Source organism: Plantactinospora sp. CA-290183 (assembly GCF_050936375.1).
In the GTDB taxonomy this organism is placed as follows: domain Bacteria; phylum Actinomycetota; class Actinomycetes; order Mycobacteriales; family Micromonosporaceae; genus Plantactinospora.
In genome coordinates this window covers 20,874-46,127 of the sequence record NZ_JBNJMX010000004.1, presented here as the reverse complement: position 1 = coordinate 46,127, position 25,254 = coordinate 20,874, and the positions used below count along the sequence as shown (strand labels likewise).

Sequence of the window (25,254 nt, the reverse complement as noted above, 5' to 3'; positions counted from 1 at the left end):
CCCCACGATTGTGTCCGCCGCCGGCAACCGACCTGTCGCGGGTACGGATCGACGGCGTCACCGCGCGGAGGAGGAGACCGGCGAGGCGCGGGTGGGCGTGCGGGCCGGCTCCTCGTAGACTCCCCGGGTGGCTCTCCCGACCGACCAGCGGACCGACGACGCGTTGCGGGTGCTGCGCCGGGTCTTCGGCTACGACAGCTTCCGGGGCAACCAGCGGGAGATCATCGACCAGGTCGTCGGCGGCGGTGACGCCCTGGTGCTCATGCCGACCGGCGGTGGCAAGTCCCTGTGCTACCAGATCCCGGCGCTGGTCCGGGACGGGGTCGCGGTCGTCATCTCGCCGCTCATCGCGCTGATGCAGGACCAGGTCGACGCCCTGACGGCCCTCGGGGTGCGGGCCGGATTCCTCAACTCGACGCAGGATTTCGAGGCCCGCCGCCGGATCGAGTCGGCGTTCGTCGCGGGCGAGCTGGACCTGCTGTACCTCGCCCCGGAGGCGTTGCGGGCCGAGTCGACGCTCCGGCTGCTCGACCGGGGCACGATCGCGCTGTTCGCCATCGACGAGGCACACTGCGTCGCCCAGTGGGGCCACGACTTCCGCCCCGACTACCTGGCGCTGTCCATGCTCCACGAGCGCTGGCCGGCCGTACCCCGGATCGCGCTGACCGCCACCGCGACCGCCGCGACCCACGCCGAGATCGCGTCCCGGCTGAAGCTCCAGGATGCCCGCCATTTCGTCGCCAGCTTCGACCGGCCGAACATCCAGTACCGGATCGCGGCGAAGCGGGAGCCGCGCAAGCAGCTGCTCGACCTGCTGCGCACCGAGCATCCCGGCGATGCCGGCATCGTCTACTGCCTCTCGCGGGCGTCCGTGGACAAGACCGCCGAGTTCCTCGCGCAGAACGGGATCCCGGCGCTGCCGTACCACGCGGGGCTCGACGCGCGGACGCGCGCGGCCAACCAGCAGCGCTTCCTCCGGGAGGACGGCCTGGTGATGGTCGCGACGATCGCCTTCGGGATGGGCATCGACAAGCCGGACGTGCGATTCGTCGCCCACCTCGACCTGCCCAAGTCGATCGAGGGTTACTACCAGGAGACCGGGCGGGCCGGCCGCGACGGGCTACCGTCGACCGCCTGGCTGGCCTACGGGCTCTCCGACGTCGTGCAGCAGCGCAAGATGATCGAGAGTTCGGACGGCGACCTGGCCCGCCGCCGGGTGCTCGCCGCACACCTGGACGCCATGCTGGCGCTCTGCGAGACGGTGCAGTGCCGCCGCGTCCAACTGCTGCGGTACTTCGGCCAGGAGAGCAGCGCGTGCGGCAACTGCGACACCTGCCTGACGCCGCCGGAGTCCTGGGACGGCACCGTCGCGGCGCAGAAGCTGCTCTCGACCGTGCTGCGCCTGCACCAGGAACGCAACCAGAAGTTCGGCGCCGGCCAGTCCATCGACATCCTGCTGGGGCGCGGGACGGACAAGGTCACCCAGTACGGCCACGACAGCCTCAGCGTGTTCGGCATCGGCACCGAACTGAGCGAGGCGGAGTGGCGTGCCGTGGTCCGGCAACTGCTCGCCCAGGGACTGCTCGCCGTCGAGGGCGACTACGGGACGCTGGTGCTCACCGAATCGAGCAGGGACGTCCTGCGCAAGCAGCGGCAGGTGACGATGCGGCGCGAGCAGCGGGTCCCGGCGTCGGCCGGCCGGAGCGCGAAGCCACGCGCCACCGGGGGCGCGTCCGTCGAACTGGCACCGAGCGCCCTACCCGTCTTCGAGCGGCTGCGGGCGTGGCGGGCGGCCACCGCCAAGGAGCAGGGCGTGCCGGCGTACGTCATCTTCCACGACTCGACCCTTCGCCAGATCGCGACCGAGTCCCCGCCGACCCTGGCCGACCTCGGCCGGGTCAACGGCGTCGGAGAGGCCAAGCTGGCCCGGTACGGCCAGCAGATCCTGGACACGCTCGCGGTGTAGCGGGCTACTTCTTGCTCAGGTGGCTCGGGTCCAGCGTGGTGTCCTGGTGCAGGACGAAGCGGTTGATGACATAGGTGATGGCCCACAGCACCACCCCGATGACGAGCAGTACGCCGGCCACCCGGTAGTCGGCGCCCGCCCGGCCCGACAGCGGGCTGGCCAGGTACGCGCACGCGACCGCACCGATCACCGGGATGACGGTCGGCGCCCGGAAGTGCTTGTGCTCCACCGGCTTGCGCCGCAGCACCAGTACGGCGACGTTGACGACGGTGAAGACGCAGAGCAGGAGCAGCGACGTGGTACCGCCCAGCGCGGTCAGGTCGGCGAACCAGATCAGCCCGAAGGCGACCAGCGTGGTGAAGATGATGCCGACCCACGGCGTACGCCTGGTCCGGTGGACCCACCCCAGGATGCGCGGCAGCACGCCCTCGTTGGCCATGCCGTAGAGCAGCCGGCTGGCCATCAGCATGTTGATCAGTGCGGAGTTCGCGACGGCGAACATCGTGATGAACGCGAAGATGGTGATGGGGAAGGCCGGCGCCCCGGCCGCGACGACCTTCAGCAGCGGGGCGTCGCCCTCGCTGAGATCCTCGGGCGAGACCAGGGCGACCGACGAGATCGACACCAGCACGTAGATCAGCCCGGTGACGCAGAGCCCGGTCAGCATGACCTTCGGGAAGATCCGGACGGGGTCCTTGGTCTCCTCGGCCATGTTCACCGAGTCCTCGAAGCCGACCATCGCGAAGAACGCCAGCGCGGTGGCCGCGGTGACCGAGAAGAACGCGTGCTCACCGGGCGGTGAGTCGAACTCCACCAGGCGGGACATGTCACCGTTGCCGCCACCCAACGCCCACGCGCCGATGAAGATGACGATGAGCAGACCGGTCAGCTCGACGCAGGTCAGCAGCACGTTCAGCTTGACGCTCTCCCCCACCCCCCGGAAGTTGACCAGGGCGATGAGCGTCATGAAGGCGATCGCCACCGCGGTCAGCCCGAGGCCCTCGCCGAGCGACAGGTCGAAGGCCTCGGCGAAGTTGCCGGCGAACGCCTTCGACGCGCTGGACGCGGAGGTGAGGCCCGAGCACATCACCGCGAAGGTGACCATGAAGGTCAGGAAGTGGATGCCGAAGGCCTTGTGGGTGTACAGCGCGGCACCCGCCGCCCGCGGGTACTTCGTCACCAGCTCCAGGTAGCTGAAGGCGGTCAGCACCGCCACCGCGAACGCCACCAGGAACGGCAGCCACACCGCGCCACCGACCTCGGCGGCGACCTTGCCGGTGAGGGCGTAGACCCCGGTGCCGAGGATGTCTCCGACGACGAACAGCAGCAGCAGGCCCGGGCCCATCACCCGCTTGAGGGTCGGCTCCCCGCGTTCGGTGGTCCCGTCGCTCGTCCCTGCGTCCACCACAGCCGCGTCCCTCCGACGTTCGCATCCGAGGTGATCATGCCGGCGCAGGCTGGTACACCTCATCGATACGCAGAGCCTCACGCTATGCGAATCGGCGCGCAAGTGCTCCACGGGAACAGTCCTGTATCGACACCCTTGTCTCGGCGCCCCCGGGGGTCGAGCATCAACGCAGGCGCCGCGCGCGGGCGGAAGCCGCTGCCGCGGGTAACCCATCATCGGAGGACGACATGCACATCGTGCTAGCTGCCAACCCGAAGGCCGATCAGCCGTGGGTCGCCGACGCGGTCGCCGACCTGGCCCGGCAGAACGGCGCGTCGGTCGCGGTGGTCGCCGTCGACGAGGTGGAGCTCGAACGGCTGGCCGCGGCGCCGCGCAGCGTCTTCGCGGAGCGGGCGGAGCGGGCCGCCTCGGCGGCGGTGCAGCGGCTGGCGGCGGCCGGGGTCGAGGCGAGCCGGACGGTGCTGCCCGGTCGCCCCCTGCAACGGATCCTGGAGTTCGCCGACGAGCAGCAGGCCAGCCTGATCGTGGTCGGGTCCAGCACCCGGCCGGCGGTGGCGGAGCGGCTGCTCGGCAGCCTGCCGCTCGCGCTGATCGAGAAGTCGCCCCGGCCGGTACTGGTGGTCACGCATCCGCAGCACTCCCGCTGAGCGGGTCCGGGCGGCCCGTTACGGTCCCGGTCTGTCGTCCGGACGCGTCCGGCGAGTCGGTGCCGGCCCTGCCACCCCCGGGCTGGCCCTGATGTGGTCCGCGCCGTTTACCGCCACCGTGGAGCGGACCACTCGACACGGAGGCACCCATGATTGCGATCCTGACCGTCCTCGTCGCCCTGCCGCTCGGGCTCCTCATCCGCAACCGGCTCGCGGCCTACCTCGCATTCGCGATCGCCTTCGGCCACGTCTACACCTTCCAGACCGCCAACCTGGTGATGGAGTGGACCAACGGGGCCACCGCCGCGTTCCCCGCCGACGACTCGACGGCGCTGCTGGACGGCACGCTCAGCTACTTCGCCGTCAGCACGGCCATCTACGCGGCCGGCTTCGGCCTGGTGACCCTCGGCCACTGGCTGCGCAACCGCCGGCGGACCGCTCGGGACGAGGTCCGCCTCGACAGCCACGGCGGCTGACACCCCGGGGTCCGCCCCGATCCGGTACGCCATCGGGCCATCCGGCCTGCCCGGGATCAGACCTGGTCCAACTCGACGTACCGGGTCACGCCGTCGGTGCGGGCCCGCAGCACCTCGGTCATCAGGGCCCACTGCGGCTCGGAGAGCAGCGACCGGGCCCGCTCCACCGGGACGAAGGCGTGCGCGGCGAGTTCCCCGGGATCCAGCACGATCGCCGCCTGCTGCTCCGGGGTGAGTACGCCACCGTCGAAGACGAAGAAGAGCTTCCCGTCCGGACCGTTCACCGTCCAGGCGACCACGAGCAGCGGACCGATCGACGTGTCGAGCCCCAGCTCCTCGCCTACCTCTCTGCGGCACGCCGCCCGGGGTGTCTCGCCGGCGTCGACGCCGCCGCCCGGCAGGTTCCAGAACCTCTTGTACGTCGGGTCCACCAGCAGTACCCGGCCGTCGTGGTCGACGAAGAGCGCCCCGGCGGAGACCCTCGGCCGGGCGGGTGGGTTCTCATGCGTGGTCAAGCTCCCTTGCCCTCATTCCCGCGAACGACCGGCTCACGGCGACGAGCCACGCCAGCTCGTCGCCCCGGACGCCGGGCGGCTGGTCCGGCGGCGCTGTCGCCGGCTGGTACCCGTCCCGGCGGTTCCGGAGGCCTTCGATGATCGCCCTGGCCGCGTCCTCGGACGTCACCGCCGCACCCGGGGTGGAGGCCACCGGCGCCGGCAGGTACGGGCGCAACGCCAGGTACCCGTCCCAGATTTCCACCATGCGCCGGTAGAGGCGGTAGTTCACGTCCCCCACGGCGGCGGAGTCGCCCTCGGCCGGAGAGTGCAGCGCGATCCCGGGAAAGGCGTCATGCAGTGCCGACCACAGCGGTTCGAGCGCGCGGTAGGCGCTGAGTTGGTCGACGCGGGTCTTCGGACCCCAGCCGGGCAGGGTGAGTCCGGTGAAGAAGACGATCTGGCCGACGGTGGCGAAGGGCTGGGCGATGTCGACGAGCGGTTCGACCTGGACACCGGCGTGGACCAGGATCAGGTAGGCACCGCGGCAGACGCAGTACCCGAAGCTGAGGAGCGCGCCGAGGGCGGTGATCCGGAGCCCCCGGCGCAGCCACGGCAGCTGTTCGGTGAGCGTGCCGAACCGCCACGACCGGTACGCGATCGCGAGCAGCCCGGCGCTGAGCGCCACCAGGAACATCACCAGGTACCAGAGCAGCAGGGTCTCTCCGGCGTGGGTCTTCCAGAAGTGGATCGTGTACTCGTCGTGGACCGGTGCGATCACGATCAGCGCCGACATGGCGGCGACGATGGCGAGACCGACCGTCCAGTACACCCGGGCGCGGTGCCGGGCCCGGGCTGCGGGGTACTGCCAGAAGGCCAGCAGGTGCAGGACGCACACGCTGAACAGGACCATGCCGGAGTGGATGAACAGTTTCGTCAGGTTGGGAACGCCCAGGGCGGCGTCGATCGGCCGGTAGACCGGCCCGACGGTGAGGGTGAACGCCACCGCCGAGAACCCGAACGCGGCGACCATGGCGCGCAACGCAGGGTTCGTCCGGTCCTGGCGCAGGTGGTTCAGTTTGTAACCGAAGGCGATCCAGCCTGCGAGCGCCCCGACTCCGTAGATCAGGTCATGCATCATCGGTACGCCGTCCTCGATTGTTCGGGGCCAGGAGGGCCTCTTTCAGCCGGAGGGTGAGCTCGGTGTCTCCGCCGGGGTCCGCCGGGGTCCGGTCCACCCGGCTCAGCAGGAGCGACGCCAGTACCTCCGCCTCCCGCTCCTGTTCGTCGGAGTAGTGGCTACGGCCCAGCAGCGTACGCACGAGCGCCGGGTCCAGGTCGGGGAAGAGCGCACGGGTGTCGAGGCGCCGCTCGTCGCCCAGGACGGAGTGTCCGCAGATGACGTGCGCCAACTCGTGGGCGACGATGTGGTCCTGGTGCATCCGGGTGGTGTTCGCCTCGTAGGCGATGAGATCGGCGTCGGGCAGCGAGAGCCAGATGCCGCACGGCCGCGCCTCGTGCAGGGGCATCGCGAGCAGGCGGATCGGTCGGTTCCGTTGCCGGCCGATCTGGGCGCAGAGGGTGGCCATGCTGGCCGTGTCCGGCAGTCGCAGGGCGGCGAGGCGGGCCGTGCAGCGCCGGCGGAGCCGGCGGAACCGCCAGGCGGCTCTCCAGCGCCGAGCAGGGAGGATCATTCTTGAGCTCTCCCATGGCCTGGCAAGGCTAAAGATCCCGAAAGCGATGTAGCCGGCTCCCACGGGGGAAGGAGTCGGCTACATCGACTAGGAACCATAGGTCATCGCAGCGCGGAGAGCAACGTGACCGGCGCGGGACACCGGCGTTGGCCGGCCAGCATCGGCCACCCCCGTGCTGCCGATGCTGGCCGGCCCGAGTGGACAGCCGATCCACCGTCCACACCAGCTAACGATCAACGCCCACACTATCCGAGACTGCCCACATGTCAACGCGGTGATACGGTGTCCACCATGGCAGATGTTCACACCAGCGAACGCTGGCGATAGCCGTGGCCATTGCGGAGGGTGGTTCGCTGGCCGGCCGGATCGATCATCTGTTCAAGGCGGTGCAGCCGAAGGGGCGCGAGTTCAGCTACGACGAGGTCGCCCGGGGATGCGAGGCCCTGACCGCCGGCACGTTCTCCAAGACGTACGTCTGGCAGCTGCGCACCGGGCAGCGCGACAACCCCACCAAGCGGCACCTGGAGGCGCTGGCCGCCTTCTTCGGCGTACCGGTCGCGTACTTCTTCGACGATCAGGTGGTCGACGACGTCAACTCCCAGCTGGCCCTCGTCACGGCGCTGCGCGACTCCGACGTCCGGGACATCGCGCTGCGCGCCCTGCACATGGACCACGCGACGCGGCAGTCGCTGGCCCGCATCGTGAACGAGATCAGCAACATGCAACGCGGTCGGCCGGACCCGGACGAGCCGGCCTGACCGGTCCCGACTGCCGGATGACCTTCGGCCGGGGGCGGAGGGTGTGTGCGGAGGTACGCGGTCAGGACGCGCCGGTCGCCTGAGGGGCGCCGCCGAAGCCGATCTCGTTGCCGTCGGGATCGCGGTAGATCACCGTGCGCACACCGACGCCGCCGCTGAGCTGGGACGCGCCCGAGGACGTCCGGGCCGGCCGGTGGGCGGCCGACCCGGACACCGGAATCAGACGAGGTCGAACCGGTCGAGGTTCATGACCTTGTTCCACGCCGCCACGAAGTCACGCGCGAACTTCTCGCTCGCGTCGGAGGCCGCGTAGACCTCCGCGTTGGCGCGGAGCTGGGAGTGCGAACCGAAAACGAGGTCGACGGCGGTGGCGGTCCACCTGACCTCGCCGGTGGCGCGGTCCCGGCCCTCGTACACGTTCTCCGCCGACTCGGCGGTCTTCCATTCCGTACGCATGTCGAGCAGGTTCACGAAGAAGTCGTTCGTCAGCGCACCGGGCCGGTCGGTGAAGACGCCGTGCGAGGATCGCCCGGTGTTGACGTCCAGCGCCCGCAGGCCGCCGATCAGCACCGTCATCTCGGGTGCCGTCAGGTTCAACATGAACGCCCGGTCCAGCAGCAGCGTCTCCGGCGACAGCTTCTCCCCGGCGCGCAGGTAGTTGCGGAACCCGTCGGCCCTCGGTTCGAGGACGGCGAACGTCTCCACGTCGGTCTGCTCCTGCGACGCGTCGGTACGACCCGGCGCGAACGGGACCGTGATGTCGTGCCCGGCGTTCCTGGCCGCCTGCTCGACGGCCGCGCACCCGGCCAGGACGATCAGGTCGGCGAGCGATACCTTCTTGCCGCCGGACTGCGCGCCGTTGAAGTCCTGCTGGATCCGTTCGAGCGTCTGCAGCACGGTGGCCAGCTCGGCCGGGTCGTTGACCTCCCAGTCCTTCTGCGGCGCGAGGCGGACCCGCGCCCCGTTGGCCCCGCCGCGCTTGTCGGTGGCGCGGAAGCTGGCCGCCGAGGCCCAGGCCGCGGCGACCAACTGGGAGACGGACAGGCCCGACCCGAGGATCGTGCCCTTGAGCGCGGCGATGTCCTCGGCCGTGATCAGCTCGTGGTCCACCGCGGGCACCGGGTCCTGCCACAGCTGCTGCTCCGGGACCCACGGACCGAGGTAACGCGAAACCGGTCCCATGTCGCGGTGCAACAGCTTGAACCACGCCTTGGCGAACGCCTCCGCGAGCTGGTCCGGGTTCTGCCAGAAGCGCCGCGCGATCGGCTCGTAGATCGGGTCGATCTTCAGCGCCAGGTCCGACGTCAGCATCATCGGGGCGTGCCGCTTCGACGGGTCATGGGCGTCCGGCACGGTGCCGTCGGCCGAGGCGTCCTTCGGCTTCCACTGCTTCGCGCCGGCGGGGCTCTCGGTCAGCTCCCAGTCGTACCCGAACAGGTTGTCCAGGAAGCCGTTGTCCCACCTGGTCGGCTGCTTGGTCCACGCGCCCTCCAACCCGCTGGTGAGCGTGTCGGCGCCCTTGCCGCTGCCGTAGGAGTTCTTCCAGCCGAAGCCCTGCTGCTCGACGGGGGCGCCCTCCGGCTCCGGGCCGAGGTACTGCGGGTCCACCGCGCCGTGTGCCTTGCCGACCGTGTGGCCGCCGACGATCAGCGCCACCGTCTCCTCGTCGTTCATCGCCATCCGGCCGAAGGTGTCCCGGATGTCCCGGGCGGACGCCAACGCGTCCGGGTGGCCGGCCGGCCCCTCCGGGTTCACGTAGATCAGGCCCATCTGTACGGCGCCGAGCGGACCGGAGAGCTCACGGTCGCCGCTGTAGCGCTCGTCGCCGAGCCAGGTGTCCTCCGGTCCCCAGAAGATCTCCTCGGGCTCCCAGATGTCCTCGCGCCCGAACCCGAATCCGAACGTCTTGAACCCCATCGATTCGTACGCGCAGTTGCCGGCGAAGACCAGCAGGTCCGCCCAGGAGATTTTGCGGCCATACTTCTGCTTGATCGGCCAGAGCAGCCGGCGCGCCTTGTCCAGGCTCGCGTTGTCCGGCCAGCTGTTGAGCGGCGCGAACCGCTGGGAACCGCTGCCGCCACCACCCCGGCCGTCGGCGATCCGGTACGTGCCCGCGGCGTGCCAGCTCATCCGGATGAAGAGCGGTCCGTAGTGGCCGTAGTCGGCCGGCCACCAGTCCTGCGACGTCGTCATCAGCTCGAAGAGGTCCCGCCTGAGCGCCTCGACGTCGAGCTTCTTGAACTCCTCCGCGTAGTCGAAGTCCTCGCCCATCGGGTTGGACCGCGACGAGTGCTGGTGGAGAACCGAGAGGTCCAGCTGATTCGGCCACCAGTCCCGGTTCGTCCTGGGCCGGGTCGCCTTGACAGTTGGTGCGGGGATTGCCGGGTTTTCGCTTTCGCTGACGCTCTCGGTCGCGTCTTTCTTGTCAGACACGAGTGTCCTTCCTGTCTTCGTCTGGTGACTGATTGCTCTTGCCGTTGGTCACTTCGGTTCAGGGCTGTGCGGGTCTGTCGTGTCGAGTGCTGGGTGCCGGCGGTCGACCGTCGGGCGCGGCGGGGGTCGCCGCGACACACCTGGGGCACCTGCCCCAGTAGATGACCTCGGCTTCGTCGATCCGGTAGCCCGACTGCCCGGCGGGCGTCAGGCACGCGGTGTAGCCGACCGCGCCGTCGACGTCGGCTATGGCGCCGCAGGATTGGCAGACGAGATGGTGGTGGTTGTCCCCGGTCCGCGCCTCGTAGCGCGCCACGGAGCCCTTCGGCTCGAACCGCCGCACCAGACCCGCGGCGGTCAGCGCGTGCAGCACGTCGTAGACGGCTTGGCGGGAGACCTCGCCAAGATCGTCACGCACGACACCGAGAATCGAATCCGTGTCCGCGTGCGGATGGTGGTGCACCGCGGACAGCACCGCCACGCGGGGACGCGTCACCCGCAGAGCAGCCGCGCGCAGCATGCTCGCGAAGTCCGACGTCGTTGGCACGCCGTGGAGTCTCGTTCATTTTTTGGAACCAATCAAGTATCGACGTCATGTCGGGCGCTACGAGCTACGTAATGTGTATGACACCGGCGTCAGGCGGTCCGAAGCGGTAGCCGGCCACGACCGCGCCAAGGACCGCGGTGGCCACGGGCGCACAGTCGATTCCCGCCCCGCAGATATCATCTCAAATCAACACATCAGCGTTCCCATCGGCCCGTACAGGCTCGATTACGCCGACGTCCGGTATCCCACCACCGGACCAGCCAGACCGGTACCGGCATGTCCCGAACACCAGAGCGGCCCACCCGGCTGACCGGTCGGGCGTACCGCCCAACCGGTCAGCCGCGGTAACCCGGCGCCACCCCCATCGGCCTGGCCCGACAGGGACCGCAGCCCACCGCAGCTATTTCGGAGGGCGTGGTCCGTACCGTTGTTCCAGGTCGGCCTTGTCCTCGTCGGCCGGAGCGACGTAGCGGGTGGTGCCGCGGTGGATGTCGTCGGCATCGGAGACCGAGACGTTGATCGCGCTGAGTGGCTGGAGCCTGCTCAGCCAGAGTAGGCGGACGGCCTCGTCGATGAACGGGTCGAGGTCGGCTCCGGCCTTCAGGAACGCGGTGACGGAGGCGCTGGCGGAGTTGCTTATGTTGTTCTGGTACCCGACCCTCACGCGGACCACGTCCGGCCGTTGCGCCAAAGCTTCCTGTATCTCGGCGGCGATCGCATCTGAATCCGCCTGTTCCTCCGGCGATTCCGCCAGCCCCGAACAGGACGCGACAGCGAAGAGCATGATCATCACCAACCCGAGAACCCGTCCGGTACGGGCCACCACCCGGCATCTCCTCGACCACCCCATCCGCACCCTCCCGTCAACTCGCATCAGTGCATCCTGTGCAGGTCGTAAACCTTCGACTCGACGGCCTCGCCGTTCAGAAACGCGCCGGCGCTGTTCCGGTAGGCCTGCACCGACGGATCCGTGCTCCCGTCCAATGCCTGCGCGGCGGGTAGGTACGCCTGTCTGGTGCCGTGATTGTCACCGATGGAGCCGTTCTGGTCGTCGAAGGTGGCCGTGGTGTGGTTGGGCCGGTCGGGATTTTCGGTGGCGTCAAGGTGCGGCACGATGTCGTGCGCGTTCTCCAGCGCCAGCACCTGCACCCCCGCTGGAATGTCGGTGTTGCCGATCGGGGACCCGGCCGTGACGACGTGGGTGACGTTGTACGGGAAGGCGCCGCTGGCAGTGTCCTGCGCGGCCTGGGCCGCGACCATCCCACCCTGGCTGTGCCCGACCAGCATCACCGGGTCGTCCGCGCTCGCCCCGGCCATCCGCAGCGCCTCAGCGATCGCGTGCTGCCGGGAGGTGGTGTCGCCGCCGAGAACGTGAATGTTGGTACCCATGTCGTTGAGGAACGGGCTGTCGGCGCCCCACGGCATGTTCATCTCCTTGGTGCCGGGAATGTCAACGAGGTACGCCCGGCTGCCGTCCGGATGCATGATCACCCGCACGTCGATCTGATCCGGTTCACCGGCGTCGGCCTCACCGTTGCGGTAGTTGAGCCCGGCGATCAGGTCGCCGAAGCCCCGCGGCGGGTTGACCATCAGGTCCGATGCGTCGGTGTTGCTGCCGGTCCCGTTGATGTCAGGCTCGGTGACCGAGTAGGTGCCGTCGTCGTAGAACTCGCCGAGCAGGTCCGCCGCGCCCGGCACGTCGCCGACCATCGGCGCGCCCGGCAGGCTGCTGATCAGCCCCGGCCCCAGGCCGACGAGGGTGTCGATCATCCCGGGATGGTCGGTGACCAGTTGTTCCCAGTCGACGTCGTCCCCGATGAGCAACCCGGCGGTCAGCGGCGGCACCAACGGCAGCAGCGTCAGCGGGCCAACCGCGGCGGCCTTGATCCCGGTGCCGAGCCCGTAGCCGAGGGCCCAGCGCAGCGTCTCGATCGTCCGGGCTCGCTCCTCGTCGACGGCCTGGTAGGAGGCGACGACGGTGCGCAGTGCGATCGCCCGCTGCCCGAAGCCGACCGACAGCGCGGTCAGCCCCTGCGGGCCGTCCAACGCCCGCAGCAGACCGGCCTCGATCCTCGCGAACCCGTCCGGGTTGAGCACCGCCGAGGCCACCAGGTCCGGATCGGCCAGCATGCCGTGCCCCTGCACGCTGATCCCGGCCAGTTCCCGGGCCAACTCGTCACTGTGCTGGGCCAGCAGGCCGATGTCCTCGTACCGGGCACCGGTCCCGCCGGCGCCGCCGCTGACCTCGAACTCCGGGTCACCCATCGCCGTCCTCCACGAACTGTCCCAGGTACGGGGCCAACCACAGCCCGATCTCCTCCCGGGACACCGGCCGCACCGCCACCATCCGCCGGCCCGAACCATCCGGCTCCGGCCGCAACCCGAGCCAGCCGTCCCCGGTGGCCAGCCAGACCACCTGTGCGACGCCCACCCCGGCACCACGGCGGCCACTCACCACCACCCGCAGCACCCCGGTCGTCCGCGCCTGCACCTGCTCGACCAGCCGCACCTGTGTCGCCGTCAACTCCAACGCCGCCACCGCCTCGGCACGCCCGGCCGCGCCCGCCAGGTCGCCGGAGCGGGCGTACTCGGCCAGCGCCGCCAGCGGCAGCCGCCCGGACACCCGTGAGTCGCTGCCGCCGCCGAGCGCCGGACCGAGCCGTCCCGCCGTGGCCCCGGTCAGGTCCCGTACCGCCGGCACGAGCCGGACCAGCTCCCGCCCGAGCGCCACCGCCTCGAACATCGACAACTCGACCGCGCCGCCGACCAGCCCCACCAGCGCCGCGCCCGCCGGCCCGGCCACCGCCAACACCGCCCGCGCCGACCGTCCCTCGACCGACACCTCCACCCGCAGCACCGCCCGGGCGGCCACGAGGGTCGCGAGGTTCGCCAGCACCGGCCCCACCGGCCGGCACTTCAGGGGATCGTCGTCGATGGTCACCACACCCCGGGCCGCCAACTCCTGCCCGGCGGCGCGCAGGACGTCCGGCTCCGGCTCGTCCAGGACGGCGAACCCGGGCGGCGGAGTCAACCCCGTGCGGCGTACCAGCAACGTCCACTCCGGAGCGGTCAACACCAGCCGGTGTGCCGGTGGCACGGCATTGTCGGCACCCATCTAGAGAACTCCCCTGCCCCGCAGGAAGTCGCCGACCTCCAGCCACCGCCGGTCCCCCGGGGCCGGCAAGTTGCCGGGCTGCACCGGCCAACCCGCCCACGGGGCCTCCACCGCGACCTTCAGCAGCGGCCCGCCGGCCAGTGGCGCCAGGTCCCGCAGCCGCTCCGCAGCCCCGGCGAACCAGTCCCTGACCTGTTCCTCGATCCGGGCGATCAGCGCGATCGTCTCCCGTACCTCCCGGGCGTGCGCCACGATCGCGTTCGCCACCGCGTCCAACTCGTCCGCCACCTGGTCCGCCCGCGCCCGGTCCCGGCTCACCCGATCGCGGTACGCCTGCGCCGACACCGACACCCACCGCGCCGCCCGCCCCCGGCGCTCGTGGTCGGCGGCCTGCTCCCGGACCTCAGCGGCCCGCCGCCGCAGCAGGCCCGCGAGCCGATCCAGCTCGTCCGGATCCCCGTACATCCGAAGCACGCGCCATCCCTCCACCCCAGGGCCACAGCGGGGCCAGTCGACAGACACGCAGGCGCACGATCCATCGCCGTCGGTCGACATGGCAGGGCCAGAGTGCCGCACCCGGTCAACACCCGAAGGCCGGCGCCGCACACGGGCTCGAAAGTTTCGGAACATCCCGTTGGGCTGGGGAACCACGCGGGGGGCTGACGATCCGTCCGCGTCGGCTCCAACGCCGGCTGTCCTCCGGACCGTACTGCACGCGATCAGCGTGGGACCGATTGATCGACCCTTGACACCCCCTGAGGCGGCGCTTAAGTTGCCCGGCACAGGTAGCGCGCTTTTTCCGAAACTTTCGCCGGCATGTTGCCGTGAGCCTTCCGCCGCCGCGAGCATCGACGCGACGTCCGGACCGAGAGGGTGGCATGAGTAGCAAGTTGCCCGCCGACGACGATCCCGCCGCTGGGCAGGCCGCGCCGCTCCCGCGTCCCGCCAAGGAGTTTCAGGGATGAGCACGCCCGACACATTGGATCTGCCACCGGGGACGCGCCCACCGGCGCAGCCGGAGCGTCGCTCCACCGGGCATCCCGGTCCGACGCTCCGCCGCCCCACCCGGCGCCGGAGTTGGCGGCGGGCGCTGCGCCGCGACTGGCAGCTCTACTCGCTGGCGATCCTGCCGCTGCTCTTCTTCCTGATCTTCCGGTACCTGCCGATGCTCGGCAATGTGATCGCCTTCCGGCGCTTCCAGCCGGGCGGCAGCGTGCTCGGCGAGTACTGGGTGGGCCTGCGCTACGTCCGGATGTTCCTCAGTGACCCGACGTTCTGGTCGGTGTTCACCAACACCCTGGTCCTGGGAGCACTGACCCTGCTGGTCTGCTTTCCGCTGCCGGTGGTCCTGGCGCTGCTGCTCAATGAGGTCCGGACCCGCCGGCTCAAGCGGTTCGTCCAGTCGGTGTCGTACCTGCCGCACTTCCTGTCGGTCGTGATCGTGGCCGCCATGGTCATGCAGCTCGTCTCCGTCGACGGGACCGTGAACCAGATCCTCGGCGCCGTCGGCGGCGGCGACCCCATTCCCTTCCTGCAACGGGCGGAGTGGTTCCGGGCGATCTACGTCTCCTCGGAGGTGTGGCAGACCGTCGGCTGGGGCACGATCCTCTACCTCGCCGCCCTCACCGCCGTGGACACCGACCTCTACGAGGCGGCCCGGATCGACGGTGCCAACCGGTGGCGCCAGACCTGGCACATCACGCTGCCCGGCATCCGGCCGACGATGGTGACGCTGTTGATCCTCAACATCGGGACGTTCATGGCGGTCGGGTTCGAGAAGGTCCTGTTGCTCTACAACCCGTTGACGTATCCGACCGCTGACGTGATCTCGACGTACCTGTACCGGATGGGCTTCGAGTCGAGCAACTTCAGCTACGCCGCCGCGATCGGACTGTTCGAGGCCCTGATCGGGCTCACCCTGGTCCTGTCGGCGAACACGATCGCCCGTCGCACAGTGGGGACGAGCCTGTGGTGACCGTCGACCCGACCAGCACCGTGAAGCCGGCCCTCCGGCCGCGGGGACCCCGGGCCACCCGGGGCTACCGGGCGTTCCAGGCGGTCAACGCCGTCATCCTGGTCGCCGTCGTGGTCGTGACGCTGTATCCCATCGTCAACATCGTGGCCCGCTCGTTCAGCGACGAGGCGTACATCATCGCCGGGGAGGTCACCCTCGTCCCCCGCGGGTTCAACCTGACCACGTACCACCTGGTGATGTCGGACTCGATGTTCTGGACCAACTACCGCAACACCGTCGTGTACACCGTCGTCGCCACGTTCATCTCCATCGTGCTGACCACCTGCTACGCCTACGTGCTGTCCAAGAAGCAGCTCCGGGGACGCGGCGCCCTGGTCGGGATCGCGGTGTTCACCATGTTCTTCACCGGCGGGCTGATCCCGAACTACGTGCTGATCAGCAGCCTGGGCATGACGAACACCATCTGGGCCGTCGTCCTGCCCAACGCCATCAACGTCTTCAACCTCCTGGTCATGAAGGCCTTCTTCGAGAACCTGCCGGTCGAGCTGGAGGAGGCCGCCGCCGTCGACGGCCTGAACACGTACATGACCCTGCTCCGGGTCGTGCTGCCGCTGTCGAAGGCCGTGGTCGCCACGATGGTGCTGTTCTACGCGGTGTCCTTCTGGAACTCGTGGTTCACCGCCTTTCTCTACATGGACCAGCAGGATCTTCTCCCGGTCACCGTCTACCTGCGCAATCTCATCGCGGGCGCCACCAGTGCGCAGAACGTCGGCGTCATCGCCGACGCCGACGAGGTCCAGGCAGCCGCCACCCTGCAGGCCGTCACCATCGTGCTCACCACCCTGCCGATCCTGCTGGTCTATCCCTTCATCCAGCGCTACTTCGTGTCCGGGGTCATGCTCGGCGCGGTCAAGGGATAGCCCTGGCAGGCAGGAACGGAACCGCCCGATCCACCGCCTCGCACACCGAAGGGAAGCCCCATGTTTCAACGGATCCACCGCCGAGCAGCGGTGGTCGTCGCCGGTGTACTCACCCTCTCCCTCGCCGCCTGCGGCGGCGACGACTCGACCGACGCCGAGGACCTGTCGGCCAATCGCGCCGGCGCGATGGCCACGTACGGTGTCGGGGACCAGTTCAAGGCCACCGAGCCCGTGAAGTTCTCCGTTCTCTACAACAACCACCCGAACTATCCACTCAAGAACGACTGGCTGTTCTGGTCGGAGCTCAACAAGCGGGCGAACGTCACGCTCGAACCCGTCGCCGTACCGCTGAGCGACTACGAGCAGAAGCGGAGCCTGCTGATCGGTGCCGGTGACGCCCCGTTCATCATCCCGAAGACCTACCCGAACCAGGAGGACGTCTTCGTCTCCTCCGGTGCCATCCTGCCGGTCAGCGACTACCTCGACCTGATGCCCAACCTGAAGGACAAGATCTCGAGGTGGGGCCTCCAGCCCGAGATGAACACGCTCCGCCAGGCGGACGGCAAGTTCTACCTGCTCCCCGGGCTGCACGAGAAGCCGACCCACGACTACTCCCTGGCGGTGCGGACCGACATCCTCGACGAGCTCGACCTCGAGATCCCGAAGACCTGGGACGAGGTGTACAGCATGCTCAAGGCGATGAAGGCGGCCCATCCCGACACGTTTCCGTTCTCGGACCGGTGGCACAAGCCGCAGCCCGGCGGTGCCCTGCTGAACATCCTCGCCCGGTCCTACGGGACTCAGGGCGGCTGGGGATACGTGCACGCGACCTGGGACCCGACCGCCAAGAAGCTGGTCTACACCGGTGCCATGGACCAGTACCGGCAGATGCTGCAGTACCTCAACAAGCTGGTGGCCGAGGGGTTGATGGACCCGGAGAGCTTCACCCAGACCGACGAGCAGGCCCGGCAGAAGCTCGCCAACGGCAAGTCGTTCGTGATCAGCTCCAACGCGCAGAGCCTCGTCAACGACTACCGGGCGGACCTGGCCAAGACCCAGCCGAAGGCGAAGCTCACCAAGATCCCGCTGCCGGTCGGTCCCGCGGGCGAGATCAATCCCACCCTCCGTATCGAGAACGGCGTCATGATCTCGAAGAAGGCCCGGGAGAGCGAGAACTTCGTGGCCATGATGCAGTTCGTCGACTGGCTGTTCTACTCCGACGCGGGGCAGGAGTTCGCCAAGTGGGGCGTCGAGGGCACGACCTACACCAAGGACGCCTCCGGTAAGCGGACCCTGACGCCCGACATCGACGTCGTCGGGCTCAACCCGAAGGGCAGCAAGCACCTCCAGGAGGACTACGGCTTCTTCAACGGCGTGTTCGTCTACGGCGGCACCCCGGAGATCGTGCGGTCGTTCTTCTCCGCCGAGGAGCTGGAGTTCCAGGCGGTGATGGACACCAGGAAGCCGATCGCGGTGGACCCGCCGTACCCGTTCACCGACGAGGAGCGCGAGCAGGCCTCGCTGTGGGAGACGCCGTTGAAGGACTTCGTCACCCAGTCGTCGCTGCAGTTCATCCTCGGCCAGCGCGACCTCGCCGAGTGGGACGCCTACGTGGCCGAGCTGAAGGGCAAGAACATGGACGCCTACATGGACCTGGTCAACAAGGCGCACGAGCGCTACCAGAAGGAACACGGCTGACCGCCCGGTCGGGGTCGGGCCGCTCCAGGCCCGACCCCGGCCGCCGGCACCGGTGGGGCGAACGGGAGGATCGATGAGCAGCGCGGCGGCGTCCCGGCAGTTCGGGGAGGGTCCACTCTCCCGGGCCGTGGCACTGATCTACCGCCTGCTGGTGGTCGAGCTGCTGTTCCTGCTCACCGCCGTGCCCGGCATAGTCCCGCTCGTCCTGCTGGATCGCGACCCCAGCAACCTTCCGCTGGCCGCGGCCTGTGCGCTCCCGCTCGGCCCGGCCATCTCCGCCGCCCTGTACGCGCTGCACCGGCACCGCGGGGATCTCGCGGACCTGCACCCTGCGGCGGAGTTCTGGCGCGGTTACCGCGCCAACTTCCGACCGGTCCTGGGCATCTGGATCCCCTGGCTGGGGTGGCTCACCGTGGCAGGGCTCGGCCTCGCCCACCTCGACGCCGTGGGTCTGCCCGGCTGGTGGGCGGTGCTGCTGGTCCTGGCCGCCGTCTGGGTCACCCTGTGGGCCGCCAACGCGCTGCTGATCACCACGCTGTTCACCTTCCGGGTACGAGACGTCGCCCGGCTGGCCTTCTACTTCCTCGTCCGTACCCGTGGTGTCACGCTGGGCAACGCCTGCCTGCTGGTCGTGGCGACGGGGATCACGGCGCTCACCTCCGAGGCGGTGCTCGCGTTGCTGGGCTCGGTGCTGGCCCTGCTGCTGCTCCGGACCGGCCGCCCGATGACCAACGCCATCCAGGAGGAGTTCACCGCATGAGCGAACGTCGGCGAGGGAACGGGACGGGCCTGCCCGCCACCGCGAAGATCCCGTTCGGCGGGGACTACAACCCGGAGCAGTGGCCGGAGGAGGTGTGGACGGACGACTACCGGCTCTTCGACGCCGCCGGGATCGACACCGTGACGCTCGGGGTCTTCACCTGGGCACTGACCCAGCCGGCTCCGGACGTGTACGACTTCTCGACGCTGGACCGGATCGTCGGGCGGGCCGGCGCGGAGGGACGGAGCATCTGCCTGGCCACCGGCACCGGCGCCCACCCGCCCTGGTTGGCCCGGGCCTTCCCCGAGGTGACCCGCACCGACTTCGAGGGGCGCCGCCACCGGTACGGGCAGCGGCACAACTCCTGCCCCAGCTCGCCGGCCTTCCGCCGGCTCTCCACCGAGGTGGCCCGCCGGATCGCGGCCCGGTACGCCGGCAATTCGGCGGTCGTCGCCTGGCACGTCGGCAACGAGTACGGCGGGGCCTGCTACTGCGACCTCTGCGCCGCCGGCTTCCGCACCTGGCTCCGCCGCCGGTACGGCACCCTGGACGCGCTCAACGCGGCCTGGTACACCACCTTCTGGTCGCACACCTTCACCGCCTGGGAGGAGATCGAGCCGCCGTCGGCGCTCACCGAGCACTGGCGCGGGCCGAACCACACCGCCTTCCAGGGCATCACCCTGGACTACCTGAGGTTCATGTCGGACGCGATGCTCGCCAACTTCCGGGACGAGAAGGCGGCCATCCGGGAGTCCAGCGACCTACCGGTGACGACGAACTTCATGGGCATGTACCGACCGATCGACTACCACCGGTGGGCGGCGCACCTCGACTTCGTCTCGTGGGACAACTACCCGCCGGATGACAGGTCGCCGGCGTGGATGGCGCTGGCGCACGACCTGATGCGCGGGTCGGCGGACGGCCAGCCGTTCTGGCTGATGGAGCAGACGCCGAGCTACACCGCCTCCCGGGACGTGAACCCGCTGAAGCGGCCCGGGGTGATGCGGCTGTGGAGTTGGCAGGCGGTGGCGCACGGCGCGGACTCGGTGCTCTTCTTCCAGATGCGAGCCTCCCGAGGCGCCTGCGAGAAGTACCACGGGGCGGTCATCGGCCACGCGGGTCGCGCCGACACCCGGGTGTTCCGCGAGGTGGCGGCGCTCGGCGCCGAGTTGGCGCGGCTCGGCGGTGCGGTGCTGGGTGCCCGGACGCCGGCCCGGGTCGCGCTGCTCTTCGACTGGGACAGCTGGTGGGCGCTGGAGATCTCCGACGGCCCCTCCCGGTTGGTCCGCTACCAGCAGGTGGTGCTGGCCTACCACCGGGCGCTCTGGGACGCCGGGGCGGACGTCGACGTCGTCGGAGTCACCGCGGAGCTGTCCCGGTACGACGTGGTGGTCGCACCGGCGCTGCACATGCTCAAGGGCGACCTGCCGCAGCGGCTCGAAGCGGTCGCCGCGCGCGGCGGGTCGGTCGTGACGACCTTCCTGTCCGGACGCGTCGACGAGCACGACAACGCCTTCCTGATGGACGTGCCGGGCCCGCTCGCCCCGCTGATGGGCATCCGGATCGACGAGTGGGACGCCCGCGAGCCAGCGGTCGTCAACCCGGTCCGGCTGACCGCCGGGACCGACGAGGTCGAGGTCGGGTCACGGCTGGTGTTCGAGCTGGTGATTCCGCAGGGGGCCGAGGTGGTCGGCACCTACCGGGCCGACTTCTACGCCGGCACCCCGGCCGTCACCCGGCACACCTTCGGCGCCGGCCACGGCTGGTACGTCGCCGCCGGCCTGGACCAGGAGGGTGTCTCCTGGGTCGTCCGGCGGATCCTGGACCAGCACGACCTGCTCGGGCCCTACCCGGACGTGCCCGAGCTCGAAACGGCCGTGCGGGTGGCGCCGGACGGGTCGCGGCTGCGTTTTCTGCTCAACCACGGCGCCCAGCCGGTCACCGTCCCCGCGCATCGCGCCGGGTCCGACCTGCTCTCCGGCGACGGGGTCGAGCACGGCCAGCCGATCACCCTCGACCCGTACGGCGTCATGGTGCTGCGAGAACGCGGCTGACGTGCGACCCTGCCAGACCCCGGGCACGGGGAGCGCGTCGGCCTGACGTCGAGGGTCAAGGGCGGGGGTCTCCGCGTCCGCGACGCCTAGGATGGCGGGGTGATCCGGCTGCGGATGGGGCTGGCCGATGTGGCGAGGATGCGGTTCGCGTTCTCACCTCTTGCCGAGGTGATCGAGAGCCTGTACCAGTTGTCGTCGGGTCGGGTGTCGCCGCTGCACCAGGGCTGGTTGGAGGCGACGCGGGACGGCCTGCGTGGGGTGGACATGGCGCTGCTGGGCGCGGTGGTGCCGGCGCACGCGTACGTTGCCGATTTCCTGTTCGCGGCGGCCACCGACGCCGACACCATCGACGACCAGCTGCGGTTGGTTGCCGGGTCGCCCGTGCCGGCGATCCGCGCCGACCTGGAGATGGTGTGGGGTCGGGGGTCGATGCCGGCGCCGGCGCGGGCGTTGGTCGCCGAAGGGGCGGCGGGTGCCCGGCGGTTGGCGGACGCGCTCTGGCGGTACTGGTCGGTGGCGATCGAACCGCATTGGCGGGAGCTGCGCGCGGTGCTGGACGACGACGTCGCGTATCGGGCTGGCCGGCTGACCGGCGGTGGTGTCGACGCGCTGCTGTCGAGTCTGCACCCGGAGATCAGCGTGCGGGGTGAGATCCTCCGGATCGACAAGCCCCGGCACTCGGTCGACCATGACCTGGCAGGTGACGGGCTGGTGCTGGTCCCGTCGGTGTTCGCGTGGCCGAATCTGCTGGTGGACAAGGCCCCCGGCCGACCCGCGAGCCTCGTCTACGCCTGTCGCGGGATCGGCGCGCTGTGGGGTGGCGATTCCCGGGACGTCGACTACGACGACGACGCGCTGGGTGCGCTGCTGGGCCACAGCCGCGCGGCGATCCTCAGCCGACTGGCGCTGCCGAAGTCGACCACCGACCTCGCCCGTGAACTCGGGCAGAGCGCACCGTCGGTCAGCTTCCACCTGTCGGTGCTGCGCCGTAACGGCCTGGTCACGTCGTGGCGTTCCGGGCGGCGGGTGTTGTACCGGCGCACGTCATTGGCCAGTGGACTGCTCGCCGCCGGTGGTCCGGGGTTCGAGCGGGGCAGCCCGGATCCCGGGTGAGGCAACGACGACGACGGCGGATTCCACCACCGTCGAATCGTTGGTGACCTGCCAGGAGGCCTGCGAGGGTGCGGGGAGGCAAGCATTCGACGTGCCGCGATGCCCGGTCGGGTCGCACCGTGATGTTCATCGCGACCACCGGCGCGGGCCGTCGCTTCTTGTCGACCACTCGGACAAGGAAGGCAGAAATCGTGCGGAACGAAGACACGCTAGGCCTGACCACTCGGCGGACCCTGCTGGCGGCCGCCACGGTCGGCGCCGTCGCGGGCCCGCTCGGGTTGGCGGGACGAACCGCATCGCCGGCGTCCGCCGAACCCGGGGCGACGTTGCCGGCGGCCACGACGGACGTGACACCGTTCCGGCTGTCGGTGCCGGACAGCGCCTTGCGCGACCTGCAACGGCGGTTGGCGACGGTCCGGTTGCCGGAGCGGGAGACCGTTCCGGACGGCTCCCAGGGTGTGCCACTGGAGCGGGTACGCGGCCTGGTCGAGCACTGGCGGACGCGGTACGACTGGCGTCGGGTCGAGGCGCGGCTGAACGGGTTCGGCCAGTTCCGCACCCAGATCGACGGGCTGGGGATCCATTTTCTACACGTACGTTCCCGGCACGCCGGCGCCGTACCGGTGCTGCTGACCCACGGCTGGCCGGGTTCGGTGGTCGAATTCCTCGACGTGATCCGGCCGTTGACCGACCCCACGGCGTTCGGCGGGAGCGCCGCGGACGCGTTCCATGTCGTGGTGCCCTCCCTACCGGGCTTCGGATTCTCCGACCGGCCGGCCACGACCGGATGGAACATCCAGCGCATCGCCAGAGCCTGGGCCGAACTCATGCTCCGTCTCGGTTACCGTCACTGGCTCGCCCAGGGCGGCGACCTGGGCGGCTCCGTAACGCACGAGCTCGCCAAGCTGGGACCCGCCGGACTCGCCGGGATCCACCTCAACTTCCTCCCCGTGTTCCAGCCCCCGGTCAGCGATCCGCCCACGCCCCCGGAACAGGAGGCGCTGGAGAAGCTGCAACGGTTCTTCGACGACGGCGCCGGCTTCATCTACCAGCAGTCCACCCGCCCCCAGACGATCGGGTACGCGTTGACCGACTCCCCGGTGGGGCAGGCAGCGTGGATCTACGAGAAGTTCATGGAGTGGACCGACAGCGACGGCAACCCCGAACGGGTCCTCGGCATCGACCGGATGCTCGACGACATCATGCTGTACTGGCTGCCGGGCACCGCGGCCTCCTCGGCGCGGATCTACTGGGAGGACGCGCGGGCCGCCGGCACACCCGACGACTTCACGGTCCCGGTCGGATTCACGGTCTTTCCCGGCGAGATCATCCCAACTCCGAGGATCTGGGCCGATCGCGTCTACGGGTCCGCGCTCGTCTACTTCCACACGGCTGCCCGGGGCGGCCATTTCGCCGCGTTCGAGCAACCGGAGATCTTCACCGAGGAGCTGCGGCGCTTCGGTCGACTGCTCCGTTGAACCGCCGGCCGGAGGTGGCCCGATTGGCGTGGTTGACCCCGGGTATCCGCCCTGTTACCGTCGCCACGCCACGCTGAGCCGGGACCGGTGGCATGACTCCACCGGGCAGGAGTCGCGATCCCCGATCCGGGCGGCGTGCCGTCGTACCTGGTAATCCTCACCTGAGCGGACGCCGCACAACACTCCTGTGAGGTCATCCATGCCCATCTCCAGAAGACGGGCCGTGCTCGTCACCGGCGCCGCACTGTCCATGCTCGCCGCGACCGTCATCCGATTCAGCCCCGAGGCGTCCGCCGCCGGGACGCTCAGCTACGAGGCCGAGGACGGGGTGCTCAACGGCACCACCGTCGACACCACCGCCGCCGGCTACTCCGGCACCGGCTACGTCAACGGCTTCGACACCGCCACCGACAGCGTCACCATCACAATCCCCGACAGCCCGGGCGGTCTGCACGACCTGTCCGTCCGCTACCGCGCCCCGCACGGGCAGAAGGTCGCCAGCCTGCAGCTCAACGGCGCCGGGTTGGGCGACCTGACGCTGACCGAGACCACGTCGTTCAGCACTGCCGCGGCGGGGAAGGTGCTCCTCGCCGCCGGCGACAACACGGTCACCGTGCTCAACAACTGGGGCTGGTACGAGATCGACGCGATCACCGTCACCCCATCCGACGACCGGCCGCCGCACCAGGTCACCGGCGCGCTCGTCAACGACGCGGCCTCGGCGCAGGCCCGCTCACTGATGCGCTACCTGGCCGACAACTACGGTCGGCACATCCTCTCCGGCCAGCAGGACGCGGCCAGCATCTCCTGGGTCGAGCAGAACATCGGCAAGGCGCCCGCGGTCGGCGGCTTCGACCTGATGGACTACTCCCCCAGCCGCGTCGAGCGCGGCACCACCTCCCGGGAGGTCGAGAACATCATCGACTGGGACGCCCGGGGCGGCATGGCCACCCTGTGCTGGCACTGGAACGCACCCAGCGGCCTGATCGACACCGAGGGCCACGAATGGTGGCGTGGTTTCTACACCGACTCGACGACGTTCGACGTGCAGGCCGCGCTCGCCGACAAGACGTCCGCCGACTACCAGCTACTGATCCGCGACATCGACGCGATCGCCGTACAGCTGCAACGGCTGGAGGACGCCGGGATCCCGATCCTGTGGCGGCCGCTGCACGAGGCGGAGGGCGGCTGGTTCTGGTGGGGCGCGAAGGGTCCCGAGCCCACCAAGGAGTTGTGGCGGATCCTCTACGACCGGATCACCAACATCCACCACATCGACAACCTGATCTGGGTGTGGAACTCCAAGTCCCCGGCCTGGTATCCCGGTGACGACGTGGTCGACGTGGTGAGCATCGACTCCTACCCGCCGCAGGGCGACCACGGCGCGCAGAGCGGCGCGTACGACGAGCTGGTCGGCCTGGGCTCGGACCGGAAGCTGGTCGCGCTCGGCGAGGTCGGCGGCATCCCGGATCCGGATCTGCTGGAGGCCTACCAGGCGCACTGGAGCTGGTTCGTGACCTGGTCCGGCTCGTTCGTGCAGGACGGCACGGTGAATCCGCGCGAGCTGCTGACAAAGATCTACCATCATGAGTACGTCATCACGCTGGACGAGTTGGGCGACTTCAAGAACTATCCCGGCTCCGTACCGTCCCCGACGGCCTCGGCCTCGCCGGTGTCACGGACGGGGTGACCGCCACGAACACGGCCTGGCACGGCTC

23 protein-coding genes are annotated in these 25,254 nt (G+C 69.8%); 12 read left to right on the top strand and 11 right to left on the bottom strand.

Features of this window, described 5'->3' with window-relative positions; genetic code table 11:
* Nucleotides 1–127 precede the first annotated feature (127 nt).
* Nucleotides 128–1,966 carry a DNA helicase RecQ gene (gene recQ, locus ACQEUR_RS11005; RefSeq protein WP_433029097.1) on the top strand — a complete coding sequence of 613 codons (1,839 nt, stop codon included), beginning with the start codon at nucleotides 128–130 and terminating at the stop codon, nucleotides 1,964–1,966.
* A 4-nt stretch (nucleotides 1,967–1,970) separates the two neighbouring features.
* On the opposite strand, the gene ACQEUR_RS11000 is transcribed toward recQ, so the two are convergent.
* Entirely contained in the window at nucleotides 1,971–3,371 is a 1,401-nt protein-coding gene (locus ACQEUR_RS11000) for an APC family permease (protein ID WP_433029095.1), read from the bottom strand.
* A gap of 230 nt (nucleotides 3,372–3,601) precedes the next feature.
* Here ACQEUR_RS11000 and ACQEUR_RS10995 point away from each other — a divergent pair, with 230 nt between their 5' ends.
* Both ACQEUR_RS10995 and ACQEUR_RS10990 read left to right on the top strand, forming a co-directional pair.
* The gene (locus ACQEUR_RS10995) at nucleotides 3,602–4,021 is read left to right on the top strand and encodes a universal stress protein (protein ID WP_433029093.1); all 420 of its coding nucleotides are present in this window, start codon (nucleotides 3,602–3,604) and stop codon (nucleotides 4,019–4,021) included.
* Between the two features lie 149 nt (nucleotides 4,022–4,170).
* Nucleotides 4,171–4,497: a hypothetical protein gene (locus tag ACQEUR_RS10990; RefSeq protein WP_433029091.1), complete on the top strand. Its 327-nt coding sequence runs from the start codon at nucleotides 4,171–4,173 to the stop codon at nucleotides 4,495–4,497.
* Nucleotides 4,498–4,553: 56 nt separating this feature from the next.
* Here ACQEUR_RS10990 and ACQEUR_RS10985 read toward each other — a convergent pair whose 3' ends face one another.
* The 3 genes from ACQEUR_RS10985 to ACQEUR_RS10975 are packed head-to-tail and all read right to left on the bottom strand — an operon-like array spanning nucleotide 4,554 to nucleotide 6,685.
* The gene (locus ACQEUR_RS10985) at nucleotides 4,554–5,012 is read right to left on the bottom strand and encodes an NUDIX domain-containing protein (protein WP_433029089.1); all 459 of its coding nucleotides are present in this window, start codon (nucleotides 5,010–5,012) and stop codon (nucleotides 4,554–4,556) included.
* The gene (locus ACQEUR_RS10980; RefSeq protein WP_433029087.1) at nucleotides 4,999–6,132 is read right to left on the bottom strand and encodes an MAB_1171c family putative transporter; all 1,134 of its coding nucleotides are present in this window, start codon (nucleotides 6,130–6,132) and stop codon (nucleotides 4,999–5,001) included. Before ACQEUR_RS10980 ends, ACQEUR_RS10985 begins: the two co-directional genes overlap by 14 nt.
* On the bottom strand, nucleotides 6,122–6,685 hold the full coding sequence (locus tag ACQEUR_RS10975; RefSeq protein ID WP_433029085.1) for a hypothetical protein: 564 nt from the start codon (nucleotides 6,683–6,685) through the stop codon (nucleotides 6,122–6,124). The genes ACQEUR_RS10980 and ACQEUR_RS10975 overlap by 11 nt, the downstream gene beginning before the upstream one ends.
* A gap of 329 nt (nucleotides 6,686–7,014) precedes the next feature.
* On the opposite strand from ACQEUR_RS10975, the gene ACQEUR_RS10970 reads away from it, so the two are divergent.
* Nucleotides 7,015–7,443 carry an XRE family transcriptional regulator gene (locus tag ACQEUR_RS10970; RefSeq protein WP_433029083.1) on the top strand — a complete coding sequence of 143 codons (429 nt, stop codon included), beginning with the start codon at nucleotides 7,015–7,017 and terminating at the stop codon, nucleotides 7,441–7,443.
* Between the two features lie 61 nt (nucleotides 7,444–7,504).
* Here the strand turns inward: ACQEUR_RS10970 and ACQEUR_RS10965 are convergent, their stop codons facing one another.
* From ACQEUR_RS10965 to ACQEUR_RS10935, 7 genes are all read right to left on the bottom strand, one after another.
* A complete protein-coding gene (locus ACQEUR_RS10965; protein ID WP_433029081.1) occupies nucleotides 7,505–7,657 on the bottom strand; it encodes a hypothetical protein in 153 nt (50 codons plus the stop codon).
* A gap of 5 nt (nucleotides 7,658–7,662) precedes the next feature.
* Nucleotides 7,663–9,876, bottom strand: coding sequence for a catalase/peroxidase HPI (katG, locus tag ACQEUR_RS10960; protein ID WP_433029079.1), 2,214 nt, complete (start codon nucleotides 9,874–9,876; stop codon nucleotides 7,663–7,665).
* Between the two features lie 58 nt (nucleotides 9,877–9,934).
* Nucleotides 9,935–10,396, bottom strand: a complete 462-nt coding sequence (locus ACQEUR_RS10955) for a Fur family transcriptional regulator (RefSeq protein ID WP_433029515.1) — start codon at nucleotides 10,394–10,396, stop codon at nucleotides 9,935–9,937.
* A 427-nt stretch (nucleotides 10,397–10,823) separates the two neighbouring features.
* A complete protein-coding gene (locus ACQEUR_RS10950) occupies nucleotides 10,824–11,249 on the bottom strand; it encodes a hypothetical protein (protein WP_433029077.1) in 426 nt (141 codons plus the stop codon).
* 47 nt (nucleotides 11,250–11,296) lie between these two features.
* Nucleotides 11,297–12,688, bottom strand: coding sequence for an alpha/beta hydrolase (locus ACQEUR_RS10945; protein ID WP_433029075.1), 1,392 nt, complete (start codon nucleotides 12,686–12,688; stop codon nucleotides 11,297–11,299).
* Nucleotides 12,681–13,538, bottom strand: a complete 858-nt coding sequence (locus ACQEUR_RS10940; RefSeq protein ID WP_433029073.1) for a hypothetical protein — start codon at nucleotides 13,536–13,538, stop codon at nucleotides 12,681–12,683. Before ACQEUR_RS10940 ends, ACQEUR_RS10945 begins: the two co-directional genes overlap by 8 nt.
* Nucleotides 13,539–14,012: a WXG100 family type VII secretion target gene (locus ACQEUR_RS10935; RefSeq protein WP_433029071.1), complete on the bottom strand. Its 474-nt coding sequence runs from the start codon at nucleotides 14,010–14,012 to the stop codon at nucleotides 13,539–13,541.
* Between the two features lie 487 nt (nucleotides 14,013–14,499).
* Between ACQEUR_RS10935 and ACQEUR_RS10930 the strand changes: the two genes are divergently transcribed.
* The 8 genes from ACQEUR_RS10930 to ACQEUR_RS10895 all read left to right on the top strand — a co-directional run bounded on the left by ACQEUR_RS10930 (nucleotide 14,500) and on the right by ACQEUR_RS10895 (nucleotide 25,226).
* Nucleotides 14,500–15,513: an ABC transporter permease gene (locus tag ACQEUR_RS10930; protein WP_433029069.1), complete on the top strand. Its 1,014-nt coding sequence runs from the start codon at nucleotides 14,500–14,502 to the stop codon at nucleotides 15,511–15,513.
* Nucleotides 15,510–16,433: a carbohydrate ABC transporter permease gene (locus tag ACQEUR_RS10925; RefSeq protein ID WP_433029067.1), complete on the top strand. Its 924-nt coding sequence runs from the start codon at nucleotides 15,510–15,512 to the stop codon at nucleotides 16,431–16,433. The genes ACQEUR_RS10930 and ACQEUR_RS10925 overlap by 4 nt, the downstream gene beginning before the upstream one ends.
* Before the next feature lie 60 nt (nucleotides 16,434–16,493).
* Nucleotides 16,494–18,131 carry an ABC transporter substrate-binding protein gene (locus ACQEUR_RS10920; protein ID WP_433029065.1) on the top strand — a complete coding sequence of 546 codons (1,638 nt, stop codon included), beginning with the start codon at nucleotides 16,494–16,496 and terminating at the stop codon, nucleotides 18,129–18,131.
* A 73-nt stretch (nucleotides 18,132–18,204) separates the two neighbouring features.
* Nucleotides 18,205–18,891 (top strand): DUF624 domain-containing protein, encoded by a 687-nt coding sequence (locus ACQEUR_RS10915; RefSeq protein WP_433029063.1) that lies wholly within the window; start codon nucleotides 18,205–18,207, stop codon nucleotides 18,889–18,891.
* Nucleotides 18,888–20,945: a beta-galactosidase gene (locus ACQEUR_RS10910; RefSeq protein WP_433029061.1), complete on the top strand. Its 2,058-nt coding sequence runs from the start codon at nucleotides 18,888–18,890 to the stop codon at nucleotides 20,943–20,945. The genes ACQEUR_RS10915 and ACQEUR_RS10910 overlap by 4 nt, the downstream gene beginning before the upstream one ends.
* Nucleotides 20,946–21,044: 99 nt before the next feature.
* Nucleotides 21,045–22,058 carry a DUF5937 family protein gene (locus ACQEUR_RS10905; RefSeq protein WP_433029059.1) on the top strand — a complete coding sequence of 338 codons (1,014 nt, stop codon included), beginning with the start codon at nucleotides 21,045–21,047 and terminating at the stop codon, nucleotides 22,056–22,058.
* Between the two features lie 191 nt (nucleotides 22,059–22,249).
* The gene (locus ACQEUR_RS10900; RefSeq protein ID WP_433029057.1) at nucleotides 22,250–23,536 is read left to right on the top strand and encodes an epoxide hydrolase family protein; all 1,287 of its coding nucleotides are present in this window, start codon (nucleotides 22,250–22,252) and stop codon (nucleotides 23,534–23,536) included.
* A 199-nt stretch (nucleotides 23,537–23,735) separates the two neighbouring features.
* Nucleotides 23,736–25,226 carry a glycosyl hydrolase gene (locus ACQEUR_RS10895; RefSeq protein ID WP_433029055.1) on the top strand — a complete coding sequence of 497 codons (1,491 nt, stop codon included), beginning with the start codon at nucleotides 23,736–23,738 and terminating at the stop codon, nucleotides 25,224–25,226.
* The last annotated feature ends 28 nt before the right edge of the window (nucleotides 25,227–25,254 follow it).